General features: G+C 71.8%; 14 protein-coding genes. 6 read left to right on the top strand and 8 right to left on the bottom strand.

The window, feature by feature from the left end:
* Positions 1-35: 35 nt before the first annotated feature.
* Complete coding sequence (locus tag Pma05_RS19365; RefSeq protein WP_203858849.1) at positions 36-2438, bottom strand: hypothetical protein; 2403 nt, start codon at positions 2436-2438, stop codon at positions 36-38.
* A gap of 258 nt (positions 2439-2696) precedes the next feature.
* On the opposite strand from Pma05_RS19365, the gene Pma05_RS19360 reads away from it, so the two are divergent.
* The 4 genes from Pma05_RS19360 to Pma05_RS19345 all read left to right on the top strand — a co-directional run bounded on the left by Pma05_RS19360 (position 2697) and on the right by Pma05_RS19345 (position 6430).
* Positions 2697-3449 (top strand): hypothetical protein, encoded by a 753-nt coding sequence (locus Pma05_RS19360; protein ID WP_203858848.1) that lies wholly within the window; start codon positions 2697-2699, stop codon positions 3447-3449.
* A 166-nt stretch (positions 3450-3615) separates the two neighbouring features.
* Positions 3616-4047, top strand: coding sequence for an RNA polymerase sigma factor (locus tag Pma05_RS19355; RefSeq protein ID WP_203859034.1), 432 nt, complete (start codon positions 3616-3618; stop codon positions 4045-4047).
* Positions 4044-4823 (top strand): DUF11 domain-containing protein, encoded by a 780-nt coding sequence (locus tag Pma05_RS19350; RefSeq protein WP_203858847.1) that lies wholly within the window; start codon positions 4044-4046, stop codon positions 4821-4823. The genes Pma05_RS19355 and Pma05_RS19350 overlap by 4 nt, the downstream gene beginning before the upstream one ends.
* Positions 4824-4921: 98 nt before the next feature.
* Positions 4922-6430, top strand: a complete 1509-nt coding sequence (locus Pma05_RS19345; RefSeq protein ID WP_203858846.1) for an Nramp family divalent metal transporter — start codon at positions 4922-4924, stop codon at positions 6428-6430.
* 85 nt (positions 6431-6515) lie between these two features.
* Here Pma05_RS19345 and Pma05_RS19340 read toward each other — a convergent pair whose 3' ends face one another.
* Both Pma05_RS19340 and Pma05_RS19335 read right to left on the bottom strand, forming a co-directional pair.
* Positions 6516-7316, bottom strand: coding sequence for an ABC transporter permease (locus Pma05_RS19340; protein ID WP_239312657.1), 801 nt, complete (start codon positions 7314-7316; stop codon positions 6516-6518).
* A 31-nt stretch (positions 7317-7347) separates the two neighbouring features.
* Positions 7348-8367 (bottom strand): ABC transporter substrate-binding protein, encoded by a 1020-nt coding sequence (locus Pma05_RS19335; RefSeq protein ID WP_203858844.1) that lies wholly within the window; start codon positions 8365-8367, stop codon positions 7348-7350.
* Between the two features lie 366 nt (positions 8368-8733).
* Between Pma05_RS19335 and Pma05_RS19330 the strand changes: the two genes are divergently transcribed.
* Entirely contained in the window at positions 8734-9678 is a 945-nt protein-coding gene (locus Pma05_RS19330; protein WP_203858843.1) for an LLM class F420-dependent oxidoreductase, read from the top strand.
* 137 nt (positions 9679-9815) lie between these two features.
* Here Pma05_RS19330 and Pma05_RS19325 read toward each other — a convergent pair whose 3' ends face one another.
* From Pma05_RS19325 to Pma05_RS19305, 5 genes are all read right to left on the bottom strand, one after another.
* Positions 9816-11309 (bottom strand): (Fe-S)-binding protein, encoded by a 1494-nt coding sequence (locus Pma05_RS19325; protein WP_203858842.1) that lies wholly within the window; start codon positions 11307-11309, stop codon positions 9816-9818.
* Entirely contained in the window at positions 11309-12631 is a 1323-nt protein-coding gene (locus Pma05_RS19320; RefSeq protein ID WP_239312655.1) for an FAD-binding oxidoreductase, read from the bottom strand. The genes Pma05_RS19325 and Pma05_RS19320 overlap by 1 nt, the downstream gene beginning before the upstream one ends.
* Before the next feature lie 3 nt (positions 12632-12634).
* Entirely contained in the window at positions 12635-14101 is a 1467-nt protein-coding gene (locus tag Pma05_RS19315) for an FAD-linked oxidase C-terminal domain-containing protein (protein ID WP_203858841.1), read from the bottom strand.
* Positions 14102-14227: 126 nt separating this feature from the next.
* Positions 14228-15808, bottom strand: coding sequence for a malate synthase A (gene aceB, locus Pma05_RS19310; protein ID WP_203858840.1), 1581 nt, complete (start codon positions 15806-15808; stop codon positions 14228-14230).
* Between the two features lie 104 nt (positions 15809-15912).
* Positions 15913-17196, bottom strand: coding sequence for a phospholipase D-like domain-containing protein (locus Pma05_RS19305; RefSeq protein WP_239312652.1), 1284 nt, complete (start codon positions 17194-17196; stop codon positions 15913-15915).
* A 177-nt stretch (positions 17197-17373) separates the two neighbouring features.
* On the opposite strand from Pma05_RS19305, the gene Pma05_RS19300 reads away from it, so the two are divergent.
* Entirely contained in the window at positions 17374-17532 is a 159-nt protein-coding gene (locus Pma05_RS19300) for a hypothetical protein (RefSeq protein WP_203858839.1), read from the top strand.
* The last annotated feature ends 126 nt before the right edge of the window (positions 17533-17658 follow it).

The raw sequence follows: 17658 nt of genomic DNA, 5'->3' as shown, positions 1-17658 counted from the left end.
ACACCTGACGAAGCGGCGGCACCTGCGGCCGGGCGCTACGCCTCCTCGTGCAGCGCGGCCCGGCCCTGCCGGGGCACCCGACGTACGGCGCCGACCGCCTCGGCGAGGTCGTCCACGGTCCGCCAGACGGCGGGGTCGACCCAGTACCCCGAGTGCCGGGCCGCCGCCGGGGCCGGCTGCCCGTGGATGTACCAGTTGCTGACCGGGTCCGGCAACTCCACGTCGACCTCGGCCGGAGGTCGACCGGCGGGGAAGATCCGGCCGCCGATGTAGTCGGTCCGGTAGTAGAAGTTCCGCCAGGCGTGCAGCGCCACTCCGGGAGCGCCACCGGTCGGGGCGAGCCTGCCCAGCACCCGTTCGCCGAAGTAGGCCGGGAACGCCCAGCCATACAGTGTGGACAGTGGTGAACCGAAGGTGACCAGGGCGACCACGTCGTCGTCCGGCCGGTTCTCCCGTTGCAGCAGCGCGGCGGCGGCGAGTACGGTGCCCTGGCTGTGCGCGGCCAGCACCACCCGCCCGCCACTGTCGTGGATCCGCCACAGCCGCTGCTGCAACTCCGGAACGGCCCGTTCGGCGTACGACGGCGGAGCCAGCGGGTGGTAGGCGCGCGGCCAGAAGGTGAGTACGTCCCAGAGCACCCCGATCCGGCGTCGGCTGTGCAGATCCCGCCAGCCCTTCCGGAGTACCAGGATGATCACGACGGGAATGCCGGCCGCCAGGTAGCTGCCGAGGGTGAACGTCCACTGTGTCCCCCAGGGCAGCTTGCCGAAGACCCAGTACCGGATCTGGAGTACGACCAGCAGGACCGTGCCGATCGCCGCGATGGCGGTGAGCAGCTTGTCGAGGTCGTGCGGCATCCGGGCGAACCGGCGGGCCCGGGCGATCCGGGCCTCCCAGCCCCGGCCGAGCATCGCCGGCCAGAGCCGGGCTATCCGCTGCCGCTCCCGGCCCTCGTCCGCCACTGTGCTGCGCTGCCAGCGCGGCTCGGTCCGGGGCCGGGGCGAGTGCTCCCGGTACCACGCCCGGATCCGCGCCCGCTCGGCCCGGTCCGCTCCGGCCCGCCAGTAGCTGACCAGTTCGTAGGCGGCGAAGAGCAGGATCAGCGCCAGCGGAAACAGGGTCAGGTAGTGGACCAGCCGGCCGAGGATCGGATAGAGATACAGCTCGACCCGCTCGGGTGGCCCGGTCGGCAGGTGCACCCGGGTCGACACCTCGGCGGTGACCGCGGCGACCCGGGACATCACGCTGACCAGCACCACGTTGAGCGCGAAGACGCTGAGGGTGAGCGCGACGAACGGGCCGAAGGCCACGAAGGTACCCCGCCGCCAGCCGCCCGGCAGCACGGCCGCGAGCACCAGCAACAGGGTGCCGAGTACCCCGCCGAGGGTCAGCCCGGCCACCGCGCCCATCCCGGGCAGGTAGCCGAACGACTGCGGGTACGCCGGCTGCACGGCGGCGAACCAGCCGGCGCAGCAGACCGCCGTCGCCGCCACCCCGAGCAGTACGGGCGGAACCGCCAGCGGGCAGCGTCCGGCGGCCACGAACACCAGTGCACCGACCAGCACCAGTACGCCGAGGGCGAGCGCCACCCGGGCCAGCACCGGGGCGTGTACCGGTGCGCCGGCCAGCCGCGCCGCCTCCCGTACGGTGTGCCCGAGCACCAGTGCGACGAAGCCGAGACCGGCGGCGATGTGCAGGTACCCCTGTTCGAGCGCACTGCGCCGACCGTCCCAGAAACCCGGATCGGCCAAACCGATCCCGCACCGCGCCGCACCCCGCAACTCCCGCCCCCGCCCGGAACCGGGTGCGCCGGGGCTGGTCGCCTCGTAGCGGCCGATGGTGCGTAACGCGAGGACCGCCAGCAGGACCACCATGGCCAGCGGTACCAGGGTGCCGGCCAGGATCCGCCGGGCCGGGTGGTCGGCGAGCAGTGGGTCGTGCAGCAGCCGTACCGGCCAGGTGTCGTCGGCGCAGCCGGACTGCCCGCCGCACTGGTAGCCGAGCAGTTCCATCCCGGTCATCGCGGCGATGAGCAGGAGGTTGAGGGTGAGGCCGAGGGCCGCCCAGCGGACCGCCGTTCGGTGCAGCCGGAACAGCGCCGGCCGTCGGTGGGTACCCGGGCTGCACATCCAGCCGGCCACGTTCGCCAGCGCGAACGGGAAGAGCAGCAGCCAGAGCACCCGGGCCCCGCTGCGCGAGGTCAACCCACCCCACGAGTACGCCTCGACGTGCCGGCCGGGCAGGTCGGCGGTGCGGTAGAAGCCGGCGATCCGGTCGCCGGAGACGTGCTGCGGGGCCGCGTCGGCGAGCAGGTCCTCCGGCGTCGTGCCGCCGACCCCGTGCAACCGGAGTTCGGTGATCCCGGTCAGGTCGGTGCCCGGCGGGACCAGCCCGGACGGGCGCGGGACCGGGGACGTGTCGTAGCGCTGCAACGGCATGGCGTACCACCTGGGGTTTTCGGGTCCGCGGCAGGTGGTGCGCCCGCTTGCCGGCCCGGCCGGCGAACCTCGGGGCACCCGGAACGTGAACGGATCCTGTCACCTCATCCGTGCTCCGGTCTGGTCAACGGTTCGAGTCGGTTCTCCGACACGGCACCACCTTGGTCCCGATCGGGTGCAACCGCGACGCGGGGACGGATGTGTATGCCGCGACCGGGCACGACGAGCGAGCCCGGACACGAGCTTCGAGGGGGGACGATGCGAAAGATCGGGTTCGGAACCGGCCGGCGCCACCCGGTGGCGACGTCGGCGGTTCTGCTGGCTGCCGCGCTGACCGTGGCGCTGGCGGGCTGCGGCTCCGACGCCGCGCCGACAGCCGGACCGAGCGGCACACCGACGGTGACCGGCGTACCAGTGACACCCACCGGTGTACCGGCGACGCCGGCGGGGGAGAGCAGCCCGGCCACGGCGGCGCCGACCGGGGCGCCCCGGACGAGCGGGACCGGGGCGACCACCCCACGTCGGCCGGCTCCGGCGCGGTCGACCGGTATGCCGAAGCCACCGGCGTCGTACGACCCGGCCGAGGACATCACCGACCTGTCGGCGCAGACTCCCGGCCTGCGGCTCAGGGCGCCGGTCAACGGCGTACGGCACGGCGACGTGACGGTGACCATCCGGAACACCGGACCGCAGCCGGTGTGGGGGCTGACCTTCATCGTCGAGGTGCCGGAGAGCATGACGGCGGACGGCGGCGACTGGTCCGGCTGCACCCCGCTGCGGTCGAAGCGGGTCGACTTCCCGGCCGGGTCGAAGTGCGAGAAGGGCTACCTGGCACCGGGCGAGTCCCGGGTGTACCGGTTGGGCATGAAGTCGCCGGCCGCCAAGGACGGCGCGGACAGCTTGATCTCCCGGTGGCTGGTCGACGTCTGGTCCGGCGGAAAGCGTGGCGAGATCTACCGGGATCTCGGGCCGGACGACAATCGGCGCATCTTCCTGGTTTACCGTGCCTGACACCATCGCTCTGGTGACCTCCCGTGCTGATCCGCCCCGGAGTACCTTCCGTGCTGCCACGCCGAGCGTGCCGGGCGGCGAGGCCGTCGACCGGACCGGCGGTGGGGCCAGGCCGGAGGTCGCCACCTTCCAGGAGTTCTACGCACTGACGTTCCACCCGCTGACCATGCAGCTCTGGGCGTACACGGGGGATCTGGCCCAGGCGCAGGACGTGGTCCAGGACGCCTTCTGCGCGCTGTTCGAGCGGTGGGACCGGATTTCCCAGTACGACGACCCGACCGCCTGGGTACGCCGGGTCGCCTGGAACCGCGCCACCAACCGGTTCCGGCGGTCCCGTACCTTTCTGCGGTGGGCGCAGCGGCAACGCGAGAGCCACGTGCCGGAGCCGAGCCCGGACCGGGTGATGCTGGTGGCGGCGCTCGCCGAACTGCCCGCCACCCAGCGCCGTGCCCTGGTCAAGTTCCACCTCGGCGACCTCTCCATCGCGGAGATCGCGGTCCAGGAGGGTGTCTCGGCCGGCACGGTCAAGTCATGGCTGCACCGGGGACGGGCGGTTCTCGCCGCCCGGCTGGCCGAGCGGGGGGAGGAGCAGCGATGACCGGATTCGACGACGAGCGCGCGGTCGGCGCCGCCTTCGCCGAGTTCGACCGGGTCGGGCGGCCGTACCTGACGGCGCCGGGGATGGCCGACGTACGGGCGCGGGTCCGGCGGCGGCGGGTGGTCCGGCGGTCGGCGCTGACCGGTGCGGCCGGGGTGCTGGCGGTCGTCGCCGCGGTGTCCGGTACCGCCCTGGTGCAGCGGACGTCGCCCCACCAGTCGACCGCGGTCGTACCGCCGGCCGTTCCGGTGACCACGTCCGCCGCGCCGACCCCGACCGGTCTGGCCAGTCCGGACAGTTCGGCCGGCCCGACCGCGCCCACCAGGCCGGCCTCGGCGACGCCGACGGGTCGGCCGTCCGGTGTGGCGCAGCACGGCAGCACCCCGACGAGTTCGGCACCCGACACGGCGGACGTCTCGGCCAGCAGCACCTACCTGACGTTCGGTCCGCCCAGCGCCGACGTGCGCGAGGGATCCCTGTCCGTCATGGTCGTGAACGCCGGTCCGGCCGACGTCGACACGCTCTCCGTGGTGGTGACCACACCGGCCACGGTGGAACTCGGGGAGCCGCGCGACGGGTGCCGGCTTTCCGGATCCGCCGGCACCTTCCGGTGTACGGCCGGCCCGCTGGCCGCCGGGGCGACCGTACGGTTCCGGTTCGGCTTCGTCGCACCGCCCGGCCCGGTCGACAAGACCCCGGCAACGGTGACGGTACGCGGCACCGGCCGTGACCCCGACCAGTCCAACAACCGGGTCGACTACCTGATCCGGGATTGACCGACCAGGGAGCGTGCTGACAGAGATCGATTATTGCTTACCGGTTTCTGATGGATGACGATTGATGTCCGGGGGGATCTTTCCCAAGGAGGCGATCCATGGCGGAAGCAACTCAGGTCCCGGACGTCCACTCCTATCCACTCGGCACCAGCCGTCCCCCGCTCGCCGTGGCCGACCTTCCCGAACCCGAGGAGGTCTTCAAGGTCCGCCGGCTCGGCCCCCGCGAGCTGTTCAAGTACGCCCTCGGTCCCAGCCTGATCGCGCTGGGCATCTCGATCGGCAGCGGCGAGTGGCTGCTCGGCCCGCAGGCGGTCGGCCAGTTCGGCTTCGTCGGAGTGGGCTGGGTCATCCTGGTCTCGGCGCTGCTCCAGACCTTCTACAACGTCGAGTGCTCCCGGTACGTGATGGCCACCGGCGAGGCTCCGGTGGTCGGCTGGGGCCGGGTGCCGCCCGGCTACCTGCTCTGGGTACCGGTGTCGGTGTTCCTGGTCATCTTCGCGTTCATCGCCGGGGGGTGGGCGGCCTCGGCCGGCCAGGGCGTCTACGCGTTGGTGCACGGCGAGGTCGCGCCCGCCGGTGCCGAGGAACCGCGCCTGTGGGCGATCGCCCTGCTGGTGCTGGTCTTCCTGATCACCGCCGGAGCGAAGCGGATCAGCCGGGCCCTGGAACTCGCCAACTGGGTGATGGTCGGCACCATCCTGATCGTGCTGCTGGTCGTGGCGCTGCTGGTGGTGCCCTGGGACATCTGGTGGGAGGGGATCCGGGGCTTCGTCACCCCGGCCGCGCCGCCGGAGGGGATCACCGCCACCCAGCTCGGCGGGCTGGCCGGGTTCACCGCCCTCGCCTCCGGACTCAACTGGTATGTGATGGGCCACTACCGCGACAAGGGCTACGGGATGGGCCACCGCACCGGTTACCTCTCCGGGCTGCGCGGCGACCGGCGGGAACTGCTGGCCACCGGGGTCACCTTCCGGGACGACCCGGCGAACGCGGCCCGGTGGCGGCGGTGGTACCGCCTGCTGCTCACCGACATGTGGGGGATCTTCTTCGTCGGCGCGATGCTCGGGATGCTGCTGCCCACCATCCTGATGGCGCACGCGGTGCAGGTCTCCGGCACGGTGCCGACCGCGCAGGACGTACCGACGTTCGTGGCGACCGCGCTCGAACCCGACTACGGGCCACTGATGTTCTACGGCATGCTGCTGATCGGCGTACTGGTGCTGTTCAGCACCCAGCTCGGCATCTTCGAGGGCATGGTCCGGGTCAGCACCGACGCGGCACACGGGACCAGTCCCCGGCTGCGCCGGCTGCTGGAGGGCGACCCGCGCCGGTTCTACTACCCGTTCATGCTGGTGCTACTGGTGATCATCTCGGTGATCCTGCACCTGGCGGTGCCGGTCAACCTGGTGCAGTGGTCGGCGAACATGTCGAACCTGGGTGCCCTGTTCTATCCGTTCCTGCTGATCTATCTGAACAGCCGGCTGCCCCGGCCGGCCCGACCCCGCCCGTGGCACTACGTACTGCTCGTCGCCAACGTGCTGTTCTTCGGCTTCTTCTTCGTCAACTTCGTCGCCGACCTCGTCGGTGACCCGTTGATCACCTTCTGAGGTGTCCGGAGGGGTCCCTTCCCAGGCAGAACGCGACCGGAAGGGGCCCTTCTTCGGAGGCATGCCGGTGGCCGGTGACGAGCGCTCACCGGGCCGAGGTCGTCTCCCGTACCCATGGCAGGGCCAACCACTCGATGACGACCAGGGCGTTGTAGAGCACGATGCTCATGACTCCGACCAGGATGATCGCGGCCCAGGCGGTCGCGCTGTCGGCGACCCCGCTGTATTGAAGGATCTGGAAGCCCAGCCCCGCGCCGTCCGCGGCGTAGAACTCACCGAGGACGGCGCCGATGGCTGCCAGCGGCATGGCGACCTTCAGGCCGATGAATATCTGCGGCAGCGCGGCCGGGAACCGGACCTTGGAGAACGCCTGCCAGCGCGAGGCGTCCAGGGACCTGGCCAACTCGGCCAGGTCCGCGGGGGTGGTGGTGAGTCCGGTCGTCGTGGCCAGGGCGACGGGGAAGAACGCGAGCAGGATGACCATCGTCAGGATCGGCTTCTGACCGAAGTCCAGGGCGATGACCAGCAGCGGCGCAAGAGTGATCTTCGGGACCGCGTTGACGGCCACGAGCAGTGGCGAGAACATCCGCTCGGTCGCCCGGGAGGCGGCCAGGGAGATGCCGATCAGGACTCCCGCCACGGTGGCGAGCAGGAAACCGATCACGGTTTCCAGGGTGGTGGTCCAGGTGCCGTCGAGGAGCTCTCCGGGCCTGCGCCGGAACGCCGCGAGGACGTCGGTCGGCGGCGGCAGCACCGCCGGGTGGACCAGCGGGTACGCGGTGGTGACGAGCCACCAGGCGGTGATCGCGAGTAGCAGCCCGAGGACGGGCCACACCGCGGCGTACGCCACCCGGGCGGCGCCGTACCGCCACCGGGTCGCGCGCACCTCGGATACCTCGGATCGAACGTCGACCATCTCAGCGCTTCGGCGTCAGGCTGGCGTCGACGATCTGCTCCGGCGTCACACCCGGGGGGATCGACCCGGCGGTCTCCAACAGGGCGATGCTGCCGGCCACCCGGCCCAGGTCGATCCCGCCGACTCCGATCTCCGAGGTCACGTACGCGGCCATCAGCTCCAACTCGGCGGCGGCCGGTGCGGCAGCCGCGGCCGGCACGTTCCTGTGCAGAATCTCCCCGGCCTCCGCGGGGTTCGCGATGCTGTATTCCAGTCCCTTGAGCAGGGCGGCGGTGAACCGCTTGGCCAGGTCCGGCTGTTCCGTCGCGATCTTCTTCGAGGTGACCAGCACGTTGCCGTAGAGGTCCCGCATGACGTCGCTGTACGGCAGGACGACCGCCTTCCGGCCCTTCGCGGCGGCCTCGACGGTGGGCTTGCCGACCACGAACTGCCCGATGCCCTGGACGCCCCCACCGGCCAGCGTGCCGATCAGGGTCTGCGGGGTGCCGTTCACCCACTTGACCTTGCTCGCGTCGATCGCCGCCAGCTTGGCGTACGTCGGGAAGAGGTTCCGGACGACCGAACTGGGGCTGTCGGCCAGCGTCTTGCCTTCCAGGTCCTTCGGTACGGCGATCCCGTTGCCCTCCAGACTCATGATCGCGGCCATGGTCTTCTGCTGGATGGCGGCAACCGCGACGACGTCCTTGGCCTGTCCCTGCCCGGCGGCGAGGAGTAGACCGGTGAGGTCGAGCGGGCTGAACGCCGCCTGCCCGGCGGCAATCATCTTGAGGTTCTCGGCGGTGGCGTTGCCGGGCTTGATCTCCACCTCCAACCCGGCCTCCCGGAAGTACCCCTTCTCACGGGCGACCCAGGCGTACGCGTCACGCCCGAAGTTCCCGAAACTGGTCAGGTACTCCACCCGCTCCAGCGAGCCGGAGCCGCTGCCGTCGGTGCCGTCGTCGGAGGAGTCCGAGCAGGCGGCAGCGCTGAGCAGCAACGTCGTAGCCAGAGCGGCGGCTGCGGTCGTACGCGCGAGTCTCACGGGAACCGTCCTTTCGATCCGGCGGTACCCGACCGTCCGGAGTGGGGGGTTGGGTGAGTACGGGAGCCTGGTCGAAGCACGGCCGGGGCGGGGAAGGCGGGAGAGTCCGAGTAGAGCGTGGGAAAGGCCATTCTGCCTGCGAGGTCCGGTCCACACCAGCGCAATGCCACACTGGACCAGCGAACGGGGCAAACCTTGCGCCGGGTAACAATGAACCTTTTCAACCTGAACCGCGTGGCGCTCAGGCACCGCGTCCGACCTTGCGGTCCGCCGGACCGCAAGGGGAGGTTGAAAAAGGTTCAATGACGTGGATCATTACCGGACTGCTGCCCGCCGACAACGCCGGTGGGGTGGGAGGGGCATGACATGCGCGTAGCGATCTTCACCGAGCCGCACCGCGGCGCCAGCTACGACGACCAGCTCCGGATGGCGCGACTGGCCGAGGACTCCGGATTCGACGGCTGGCTGCGGGCGGACCACTACCAGGCGATGGGCGACGACCCCGGGCTACCCGGCCCCACCGACGCCTGGCTCACCCTCGCCGGCCTGGCCCGGGAGACCTCGCGGATCCGGCTCGGCACGCTCGTCACCTCGGCCACGTTCCGACTCCCCGGCCCGCTCGCCGTACTGGTCGCCCAGGTCGACCAGATGAGCGGCGGCCGGGTCGACCTGGGCCTCGGCGCCGGCTGGTACGAGCGGGAGCACCGCTCGCTCGGGATCCCGTTCCCCGCCGTGGGGGAGCGGTTCGACCGGCTCGCGGAGCAGCTCGCGATCGTCACCGGACTGTGGCGCACTCCGACCGGCTCCCGGTTCAGCTACGCCGGCGACCACTACCGGCTGGAGGACGCCCTCGGCCTGCCCAAGCCGATCCAGCGGCCAGGGCCGCCGATCATCGTCGGTGGCCGGGGCCCGAAGCGGACCCCGGAGCTGGCCGCCCGGTACGGGGACGAGTTCAACATGCCGTTCCGGACGGTCAAGGAGACGGCCGAGGCGTACGCGCGGGTCCGCGAGGCGTGCGACCGGCTCGACCGACAGGCGGCCGGCCGCGATCCGCTGGTCCTCTCCGCCGGAATCGTGGTGGCGATCGGCCGGACCGACGCCGAGGTACGGCGGCGCCTCGCACCGCTACACGAGAAGAGCGCCCTGCCACCGGAGGATCCGGTGGCCGGTTCGCCGGCCCGGCTCGTCGAGCGGATCGGCGAGTTCGCCGAGGTCGGCACTGTCCGGGTGCACCTGCGCCTGACCGAGATCGACGACCTCGACCACCTGGAACTCATCGCCGCCGAGGTGCTGCCGCAGCTCGCCGGGTAGGCCCGGCTCACGGCGCTGGCCGGACGTTGCCGGTGGGAGTGCGTAGGCCCGGCTCACGGCGCCAGCCGGAGGTTGCCGGTCGGAGTGCGGACGATCGACCCGGCCGGTGGGTCTGCCGGGTCCAGCTTGCTGGGCTGTCACGACAGCAGGCGTTCGACCGGTAGCCGCCGGATGGAGGCGTCGAGCACCTGCGCGGTGTGCGCCACGGCGACGCCACCGGCTCCGGCGGGTTCCGCCGAGCCCGTACCGCCGAGCCGGGGGATCGCGGCGGCGATCTGCATCAGGCAGCCCGGATTGGCGGTCACCAGCAGCCGGGCGCCGGTGGCGAGCACGTCTCGGGCCTTGCGCTCGCCGAGCCGGGCCGCCGGCTCCGGGTTGAGTACGTTCCAGATCCCGGCCGAGCCGCAGCACAGTTCCGGATCGGCGATCTCCCGCAGCTCCAGCTCCGGGATGGCCCGGAGCAGTTCCCGGGGCTGACTCCGGATTCCCTGGGCATGGCCGAGGTGGCAGGCGTCGTGGTAGGCGACGCTGACCGGCAGCGGATGCCGTTTCGCCACCGGCCCCAGTTCGACCAGTAGTTCGGAGAGGTCGCGGACCCGGGCGGCGAAGGTGGCGGCCGGTTCGGCGTACGCCGGGTCGTCGGCGAGCAGTTCGCCGTATTCCTTGAGTGAAGAGCCACAGCCGGCGGCGTTGACCACGAAGTAGTCGATGCCGGCGTCGGCAAAGGCGTCGATCAGGTCCCGGGCGAATCGACGCGCTTCCTCCTGGCGTCCATTGTGCACACTGAGCGCGCCGCAACAGCCCTGCCGGTCGGGCCGGATCACCACCTCACAACCTTCGGCGGCCAGCACCCGCGCGGTCGCCGAGTTCACCCCCGGGAAGAACGCGCTCTGCACACACCCGGTGAGCATCCCGACCACTGCCCGGCGTCGCCCGTACGCCGGCACCCGGTCCGGGGCCTTCGGTGCCCGGGTCAGCCGGGGGGCCAACGACTCCAGGGTGGCCAGGGTCGGCGCCAGCCGGGGCAGCAGCCCACTCCCGGCCACCAGCCGGCGCAACCCGCTGGCCTGGTACGCCCGCAGCGGCCCGCGCAGCAACCGCAGCCGCTTCGGGTACGGGAAGAGCGCGAAGACGGCTGCCCGGAGCACCCGCTCCCGGGCGGGGCGGCGGTGCCGGCGCTCCACCTGCTGCCGGGTGTTCTCGATCAGCGTGTCGTAGCGCACCCCGGACGGGCAGGCGGTGACGCAGGCCATGCAGCCCAGGCAGGCGTCGAAGTGCCCCACCATGGAGTCGCTGAGCGGTTCGCCCTCCAGCCCCTGCCGCATCAGGTGGATCCGGCCCCGGGGCGAGTCCATCTCCTCGCCCCACAGCACGTACGTCGGGCAGGTGGGCAGGCAGAATCCACAGTGCACACAGTCGGCGACGAGGTCGGCCGGCGGCGGCCGGTACTCGTCGAAGGCGGGCCCGCCGGACGCCGCCCCGAGCAGCCCGAGCACGTCCCGGGGCACGCTGGCCGGTCGGGCACCGCCCGCCGACGGCGCGTCAGGCCCGGGCGGCGCGGGCGGGGCGGCAGCGGCCGGGATCGCCTCGGGTACGGCGGGTTCGGGCGGGAGCGGGTCGGGTGACGGCATCAGATTGCTCCCACGAAACGTCCGGGTGCCAGCCGTGCGTCGGGATCGAACCGGTGCTTGACCCGGCGCATCAGCTCCAGCCCCTCCACCGGACCCCACAGGTCGACCCGGTCGCGTACCGGATCCGGCGCGGTCAGCACCACGGCGTGCCCACCGGCCTCGGCGGTGGCGCCCCGCAACTCCTCGACGATCCGGGCCACCCGGTCCGGGTCGGCCGCCGCCGGCAGACCGGCGTAGAGCACTCCGGTGCCGGCCGAGCCGCGTACCCCGACCGGCACGCCGTGTCGGTCGGCCGCCGCCCGGCCCGCGGCCAGCAGGTCGGGTACGCCGGAGAGCACCCCGGTGAGCTTGAGCCCGGTGTCGCCGGGCTGCCACGGGTACCGCCCCCACCAGGGTGGCGCCGCCGTGCCGGGCAGCGCGTCGGCACCGAGCAGCCGGGCGGCGACCTCGGCCCTTCCGGCGACTCCGGCAGGCGTCCCCTCCAGCAGCAGCACCACGTCGTAACCGCCCTCCGGCGGCGCCTCGACCTCCAGGGCGGCCGGCACCAGTTGGGCCCCGAGCACGGTGCGGAGCAGCCGGCCGACCCTTGCCACCCCGTCCGCCCCGGCGGCGGTGACCCGGCAGCGCACGTACGACCGGGCGGCCGGTACCGGGTGCAGCCGGAACACGCACTCGGTGACCAGGCCAAGGGTGCCGTACGCCCCGGTGACCAGCTTGCCCAGGTCGTAGCCGGCGACGTTCTTCACCACCTTGCCCCCGGCGTGCGCCACCACTCCGTCGGCGCGGACCAGGGTGACCCCGATCAGCAGGTCCCGGACAGTGCCGTAGAGCATCCGGCGCGGCCCGCTGCCGTTCACCGCGACGGTGCCGCCCACGGTGGCGCCGCCGACCGGATCGTCCAGCCCGAGCTGCTGCCCGGCCGGGGCGAGCGCGCTCTGGAGTTCGGCCAGCGGGGTGCCGGCCCGGACCACCACGATCAGGTCGCCGGCGGCGTGCTCGACCACTCCGGTGAGCCGCCGGGTCTGCACCACCAGGTCGAGGGTGCGCGGCGGGTTGCCCCAGTCCGACCTGCTGCCGCCGCCGGCGAAGACCACGCTGAGCCCGAGTCCGGCAGCGGCCCGGAGCAGTGCCGCCGCCTGCGCGGTCGAGCCGGGCGCGGCGACGATCCGGGCCGGTACGCCGCCGACCGCGTCCGCCGGCCCGGCCGGCCGGACCACCCCGATCTCCGCACCCTCCGGACCCGAGCCGTCGTGCGCGGCGATCGCGGCCCGGAGCGTGTCCATCTGTGCGGTGGTGTTGGTGTCGGTGTCGAGTCGGGGCATGGGTCAGAACACCTCCGCGAGACCGGCCTCCTGGAGCGGGTGTGCGCCCTTGTGCCGGCCGGGCACCTCGCCGCAGAGCCGGGGAGTGGGGAAGATCTTGCCGGGGTTGGCCAGCGAGCGCGGGTCGAAGGCGCAGCGCAGCAGTTGCATGGTGTCCAGGTCGTCGTCGGTGTACATCCGGGGCAGGTACTTCGCCTTGTCCATCCCGACACCGTGCTCCCCGGTGATCGACCCGCCGTACCCGACGCAGAGGTCGAGGATGGCGCCGGAGAGTTCCTCGGCCCGCTCGGCCTGCCCGTCGATCGCGTCGTCGAAGAGGACCAGCGGGTGCAGGTTGCCGTCTCCGGCGTGGAAGACGTTCGCCACCCGGATGCCGCGCTCGGCGGCGAGTTCACCGATCCGGCGCAGCACCTCCGGCAGGGCGGTACGCGGGATCACCCCGTCCTGCACGATGTAGTCCGGGCTGATCCGGCCGACGGCGGCGAACGCCGACTTCCGCCCCTTCCAGAAGAGTGCCCGCTCGGCGTCGTCGGCGGCGATCCGGATCTCGAACGCGGCATTGGCCCGGCAGAGCCGCTCCACCTCGGCGAACTGCGCCTCGACCTCGGCGGCCGGGCCGTCCAGCTCGACGATCAGCACCGCGCCCGCGCCGGCCGGATAGCCGCACCGCACCGCCGCCTCGGCCGCCTCGATGGCGAGCGCGTCCATCATCTCCACCGCCGCCGGCACCACCCCGGCGGCGATGATCGCCGAGGTCGCCGCACCGGCCGCGTCCGTCGTGGCGAAGGCGGCCAGCAGGGTACGCACCGACTCCGGCAGCCGGACCAGCCGTACGGTGACCTCGGTGGCGATCCCGAGGGTGCCCTCCGAGCCGACGAAGGCGCCGACCAGGTCGTAACCGGGGCTGTCCGGTGCCGCCCCGCCGAGCCGGACGAGGTCGCCGTCCGGGGTGACGATCTGCAAGCCGAGCACGTGATTCGTGGTGAAGCCGTACTTGAGGCAGTGTGCCCCGCCGGAGTTCTCCGCCACGTTCCCGCCGATCGAACAGATCTGCTGGCTGGACGGGTCGGGGGCGTAGTAGTAGCCGTACGGGGTGGCGGCCCGGGTGACCGCCAGGTTGATCACGCCCGGCTCGACCACCGCCCGTTCGTCGGCCGGCAGCACCTCGCGGATGGTGCGCAGCCGGGAGGTGACGATCAGTACCCCGTCGGGGTGCGGCAGGGCGCCGCCGGAGAGCCCGGTACCGGAGCCCCGGGCCACGAACGGCACCCGCGCGGCCACGCAGGCTCGGACCACCCGGGCGCACTCCTGCGCGGTCCGAGGCAGCACCACCAGCGCCGGCACCACCCGGTACTGCGCCAGCCCGTCGCACTCGTAGGTCCGTAGCCGGGCCCGGTCGTCGATCACCTGCTCGTCGCCGAGCGCGCCGCGCAGTTCGCCGGCCAACCTCTCGATCACCGCTGTGGGCATCGCCGACCTCCGGGTCTCTGCGCGGGCGCGGTGACCGGCGCCGCTCGGCGCCTCGGCCTCCACGCGTCGGGTCTCAGGGCTCTGCTGCTGGGTTTCCGTTCGTCGTCGACCTCGGGTCGGTCCGGCTCAGGGCATCCGCTCGTACGCGGGCAGGGTGAGGAAGTCGACGAACTCGTCCGCCACGGCGACCTCCATGAACAGGGCGCGTGCCTCGGCGTACCGGCCGGGGTCTCCGCCGAGCCTGTCGATCTCCTCGTCGGCGATCCGCTCGACCAACTCCCGGGTCACCCGGGCACCGGTGTCCAGCGTGACGTCGTTGTGCAGCCACTGCCAGACCTGGGAGCGGGAGATCTCGGCCGTCGCCGCGTCCTCCATCAGGTTGAAGATGGCGACCGCTCCCGAGCCGGCCAGCCAGCTCGCCAGGTATTGAATCCCGACGCTGACGTCGTTGCGCAGTCCCGCCTCGGTCGGCGCCCCCGGGGTGGCCGCCACGTCGAGCAGTTCCGCCGCGCTGACCCGTACCTCCTCGCGGGTCCGGTCGAGCTGGTGCGGCCGGTCGCCGAGTACGCCGTCGAAGACCTCGCGGCAGACCGGCACCAGGTCGGGGTGGGCGACCCAGGAGCCGTCGAAGCCGTCGTTCGCCTCCCGGGTCTTGTCGTCCCGGACCTTGGCCAGCGCGGTCTCGTTGACCTGCGGGTCGCGCCGGCTGGGGATGAAGGCGGCCATCCCGCCGACGGCGTGCGCGCCGCGCCGGTGACAGGTCCGGACCAGCAGTTCGGTGTACGCCCGCATGAACGGCGCGGTCATCGTCACCGCGTTCCGGTCCGGCAGCAGGAAGTCGGCACCTCGGGTACGGAACTTCTTGATCACGCTGAACATGTAGTCCCAGCGCCCGGCGTTCAGCCCGGCGGAGTGCTCACGCAGCTCGTAGAGGATCTCGTCCATCTCGAACGCGGCCGGGAAGGTCTCGATCAGCACGGTGGCCCGGATCGTGCCGCGCGGGATGCCGAGCCACTCCTGCGCGGCCAGGAAGACGTCGTTCCAGAGCCGCGCCTCCAGGTGGCTCTCCAGTTTCGGCAGGTAGAAGTAGGGGCCACTGCCGGCGTCGAGTTGCGGCCGGGCGCAGTGGAAGAGGTAGAGGCCGAAGTCGACCAGGCTGCCGGAGGTGCGCTCGCCGTCGACCAGGATGTGCTTCTCCGGCAGGTGCCAGCCGCGCGGCCGGACCACGATGGTCGCCAGTTCGCCGTCCCGCAACCGGTAGTGCTTTCCCTCCGGGGTGCGCAGCTCCAGCTTGCGGGCGATCGCGTCCCGGAGGTTGAGCTGTCCCTCGACCACGTTCGGCCAGAGCGGGGTGTTGGCGTCCTCGTGGTCGGCGAGCCAGACCTTGGCGCCGGAGTTCAGCGCGTTGATGGTCATCTTGGCGTCGGTCGGCCCGGTGATCTCGACCCGCCGGTCGACCAGCCCGGGTGCCGGCTCGGCGACCCGCCAGTCAGCGGCCCGGATCTCCGCCGTCTCGGGCAGGAAGTCCAGGGTGCCGCCGCCGGCCAGCGCCGCCGCCCGCTCGTCGCGCGACGCCAACAGCTCGCGGCGACGGCCGTCGAACGACCGGTGCAGCCGGGCCACGAAGTCGAGCGCCTCGCCAGTGAGTATCTCCTGGTAGCGGTCGTTCGTCGGTCCGGTGACCTGGACGCCCTGCGGCAGCTTCATCGCCGACCTCCTGCTAGGTGATCCCCGTGATCAGGGTACGACGCTCCGGGCGTTCCGGCGCGGCGTGATCCACCCGGATCACGGGGATCGCGCTGCCGACCGGGTCAGCGGATCGCGCCGCCGTTGGCCCGGCAGGTGTCCCGGACGTGCCAGAAGTCGCTGAGGTAGTCGTCGTGGATGCCCCGGCCCATCACCCGCAGCATCGCCTCGTCGGCCTGGCGCAGCGCGGAGACGTTGTAGTTGTGGCTGCCGGTGAAGACCCGGGGCACGATGTCGTCGTCGTACGCGCCGTCGATCAGCATGTACTTGTTGTGCGTGCGGATGTCCCGGCCCGGCCCGACGTTGTAGTCGCACTTGGTGAGCTGGACGTTGCTGCCCAGCGCGTTCAGTACTCCGTCGTTCGCCTCGCTGTAGACGACGTCGACCCAGCAGCCGGCGTTGCGCAGCGCGGTGAGCTTCTTGGCCACCTCGGGCCGGTTGAACGAGAACATGTTGACCCGTACGTCGGTCTGCCGGCGGGTGCCGTTGTCGTCGTAGGAGCAGGAGGCGACCGAGTCGAGCACGCTGACGACGGTGTCGGTGGCCGGGTCGCTGACCGGCTGCCCGGACCGCTCCCGCCGGGGGAAGAAGTACGCCCGGTAGGTGGTCCCGGTCGGGGTGCCCCAGTAGTAGTCGTTGTTGCCGGCCGAGTTGTAGCGGTAGGACCGCAGGTCCGCGAAGTACTGCCGGTACGCCTGGTAGGTGGTGGCGTCGCTGAACGTCAGCCCGTTGTTGTACGCCTCGTTCGCGTCCCACCAGCCCAGGTTCGCCGAGCCCTGGAAGACCACGTTGGACACCGTCGAGCCGTTGTTCAGCACGATGCCGGACGCGATCAGGAACTTGTTGTGGTTGTAGGCCGTCACCGACGATTCGGTGTAGTCGATCCGGCGGGTGCCGATGCAGCCCCGGTCGGCGGTCGGGAACTTGTCGGCACAGTGCACGATGTACGACCCGGCGGTGTCGTTGCCGCCGAGCACCGGCAACAGGCGCTGGTAGGGCCGCTGGGTGACCTGCTCGTGATCCAGGATGATCTTGACGCGTACCCCCCGCTGGTGCGCGTTCAGCAGTCGTCCGGGCAGGTCGGGAGTGGTCTCCGAGTCGGTGACGTCGGTGACGCCGAACCCGAACCAGGACATCTGGATCTCGCCACCGGCCGGTACCCGGTCGATGATCCGGGCGAGCTGGATGAAGATCGCGTTCTGCTGGGCGGCCGAGCCGGTAGGCCGGTTGAAGACCGCGTCGTTCATCGTCGGATCCGGCTCGGCGGCGCTGGCCGGTCCCGCCCCGAGCGCTGGTACGCCGAGCGTGCCGGCGGTGAGCATGAAGACGAGTGCCGAGCGGGCTGCCAAGCGTGAAGAAAATCTACGTATCCGCATGGCTAGATGATTGCATCGAACCGTGACCGACGGAACCTCCGCTCCTGGTACTGATCGGCCGCCCTGCGCGGTTGTCCCGGAGGTGAGCGGTCGGGCCGTGCTCGACCACCTCGCGCCGTTGAAACTGCGCGGCCCGGGCGGGGGATCGTGATGGACGGAACCCGGGTGGTCGCCGACGACCGGGTGCACCTGATCGGTTACGGGCCGTCGGCGAGCACGATCGGCGCGAACCGGGCCGGCCGGTCCGCCGTACGGGAGATCCGACGATTGCTCGACCCGGTGTCGACTCCGGTCGGAATGCCGCGCTGACCTGCTTAAACGTCCCGCTTGGCGGACCCCGTGCACTCCCTAACACGCTCCGCCGGGCGGCTCACCGCATTTGACGAATCGGGTTGGAAGCGGCAACGTAGGGCAAGTACGGCCTGTCGCCACGAG

The sequence above is a fragment of the Plantactinospora mayteni genome (genome assembly GCF_016862935.1).
Lineage (GTDB): Bacteria > Actinomycetota > Actinomycetes > Mycobacteriales > Micromonosporaceae > Plantactinospora > Plantactinospora mayteni.
Note: the sequence above shows the minus strand (reverse complement) of the source record. Positions and strands in the feature narration are given on the sequence as shown.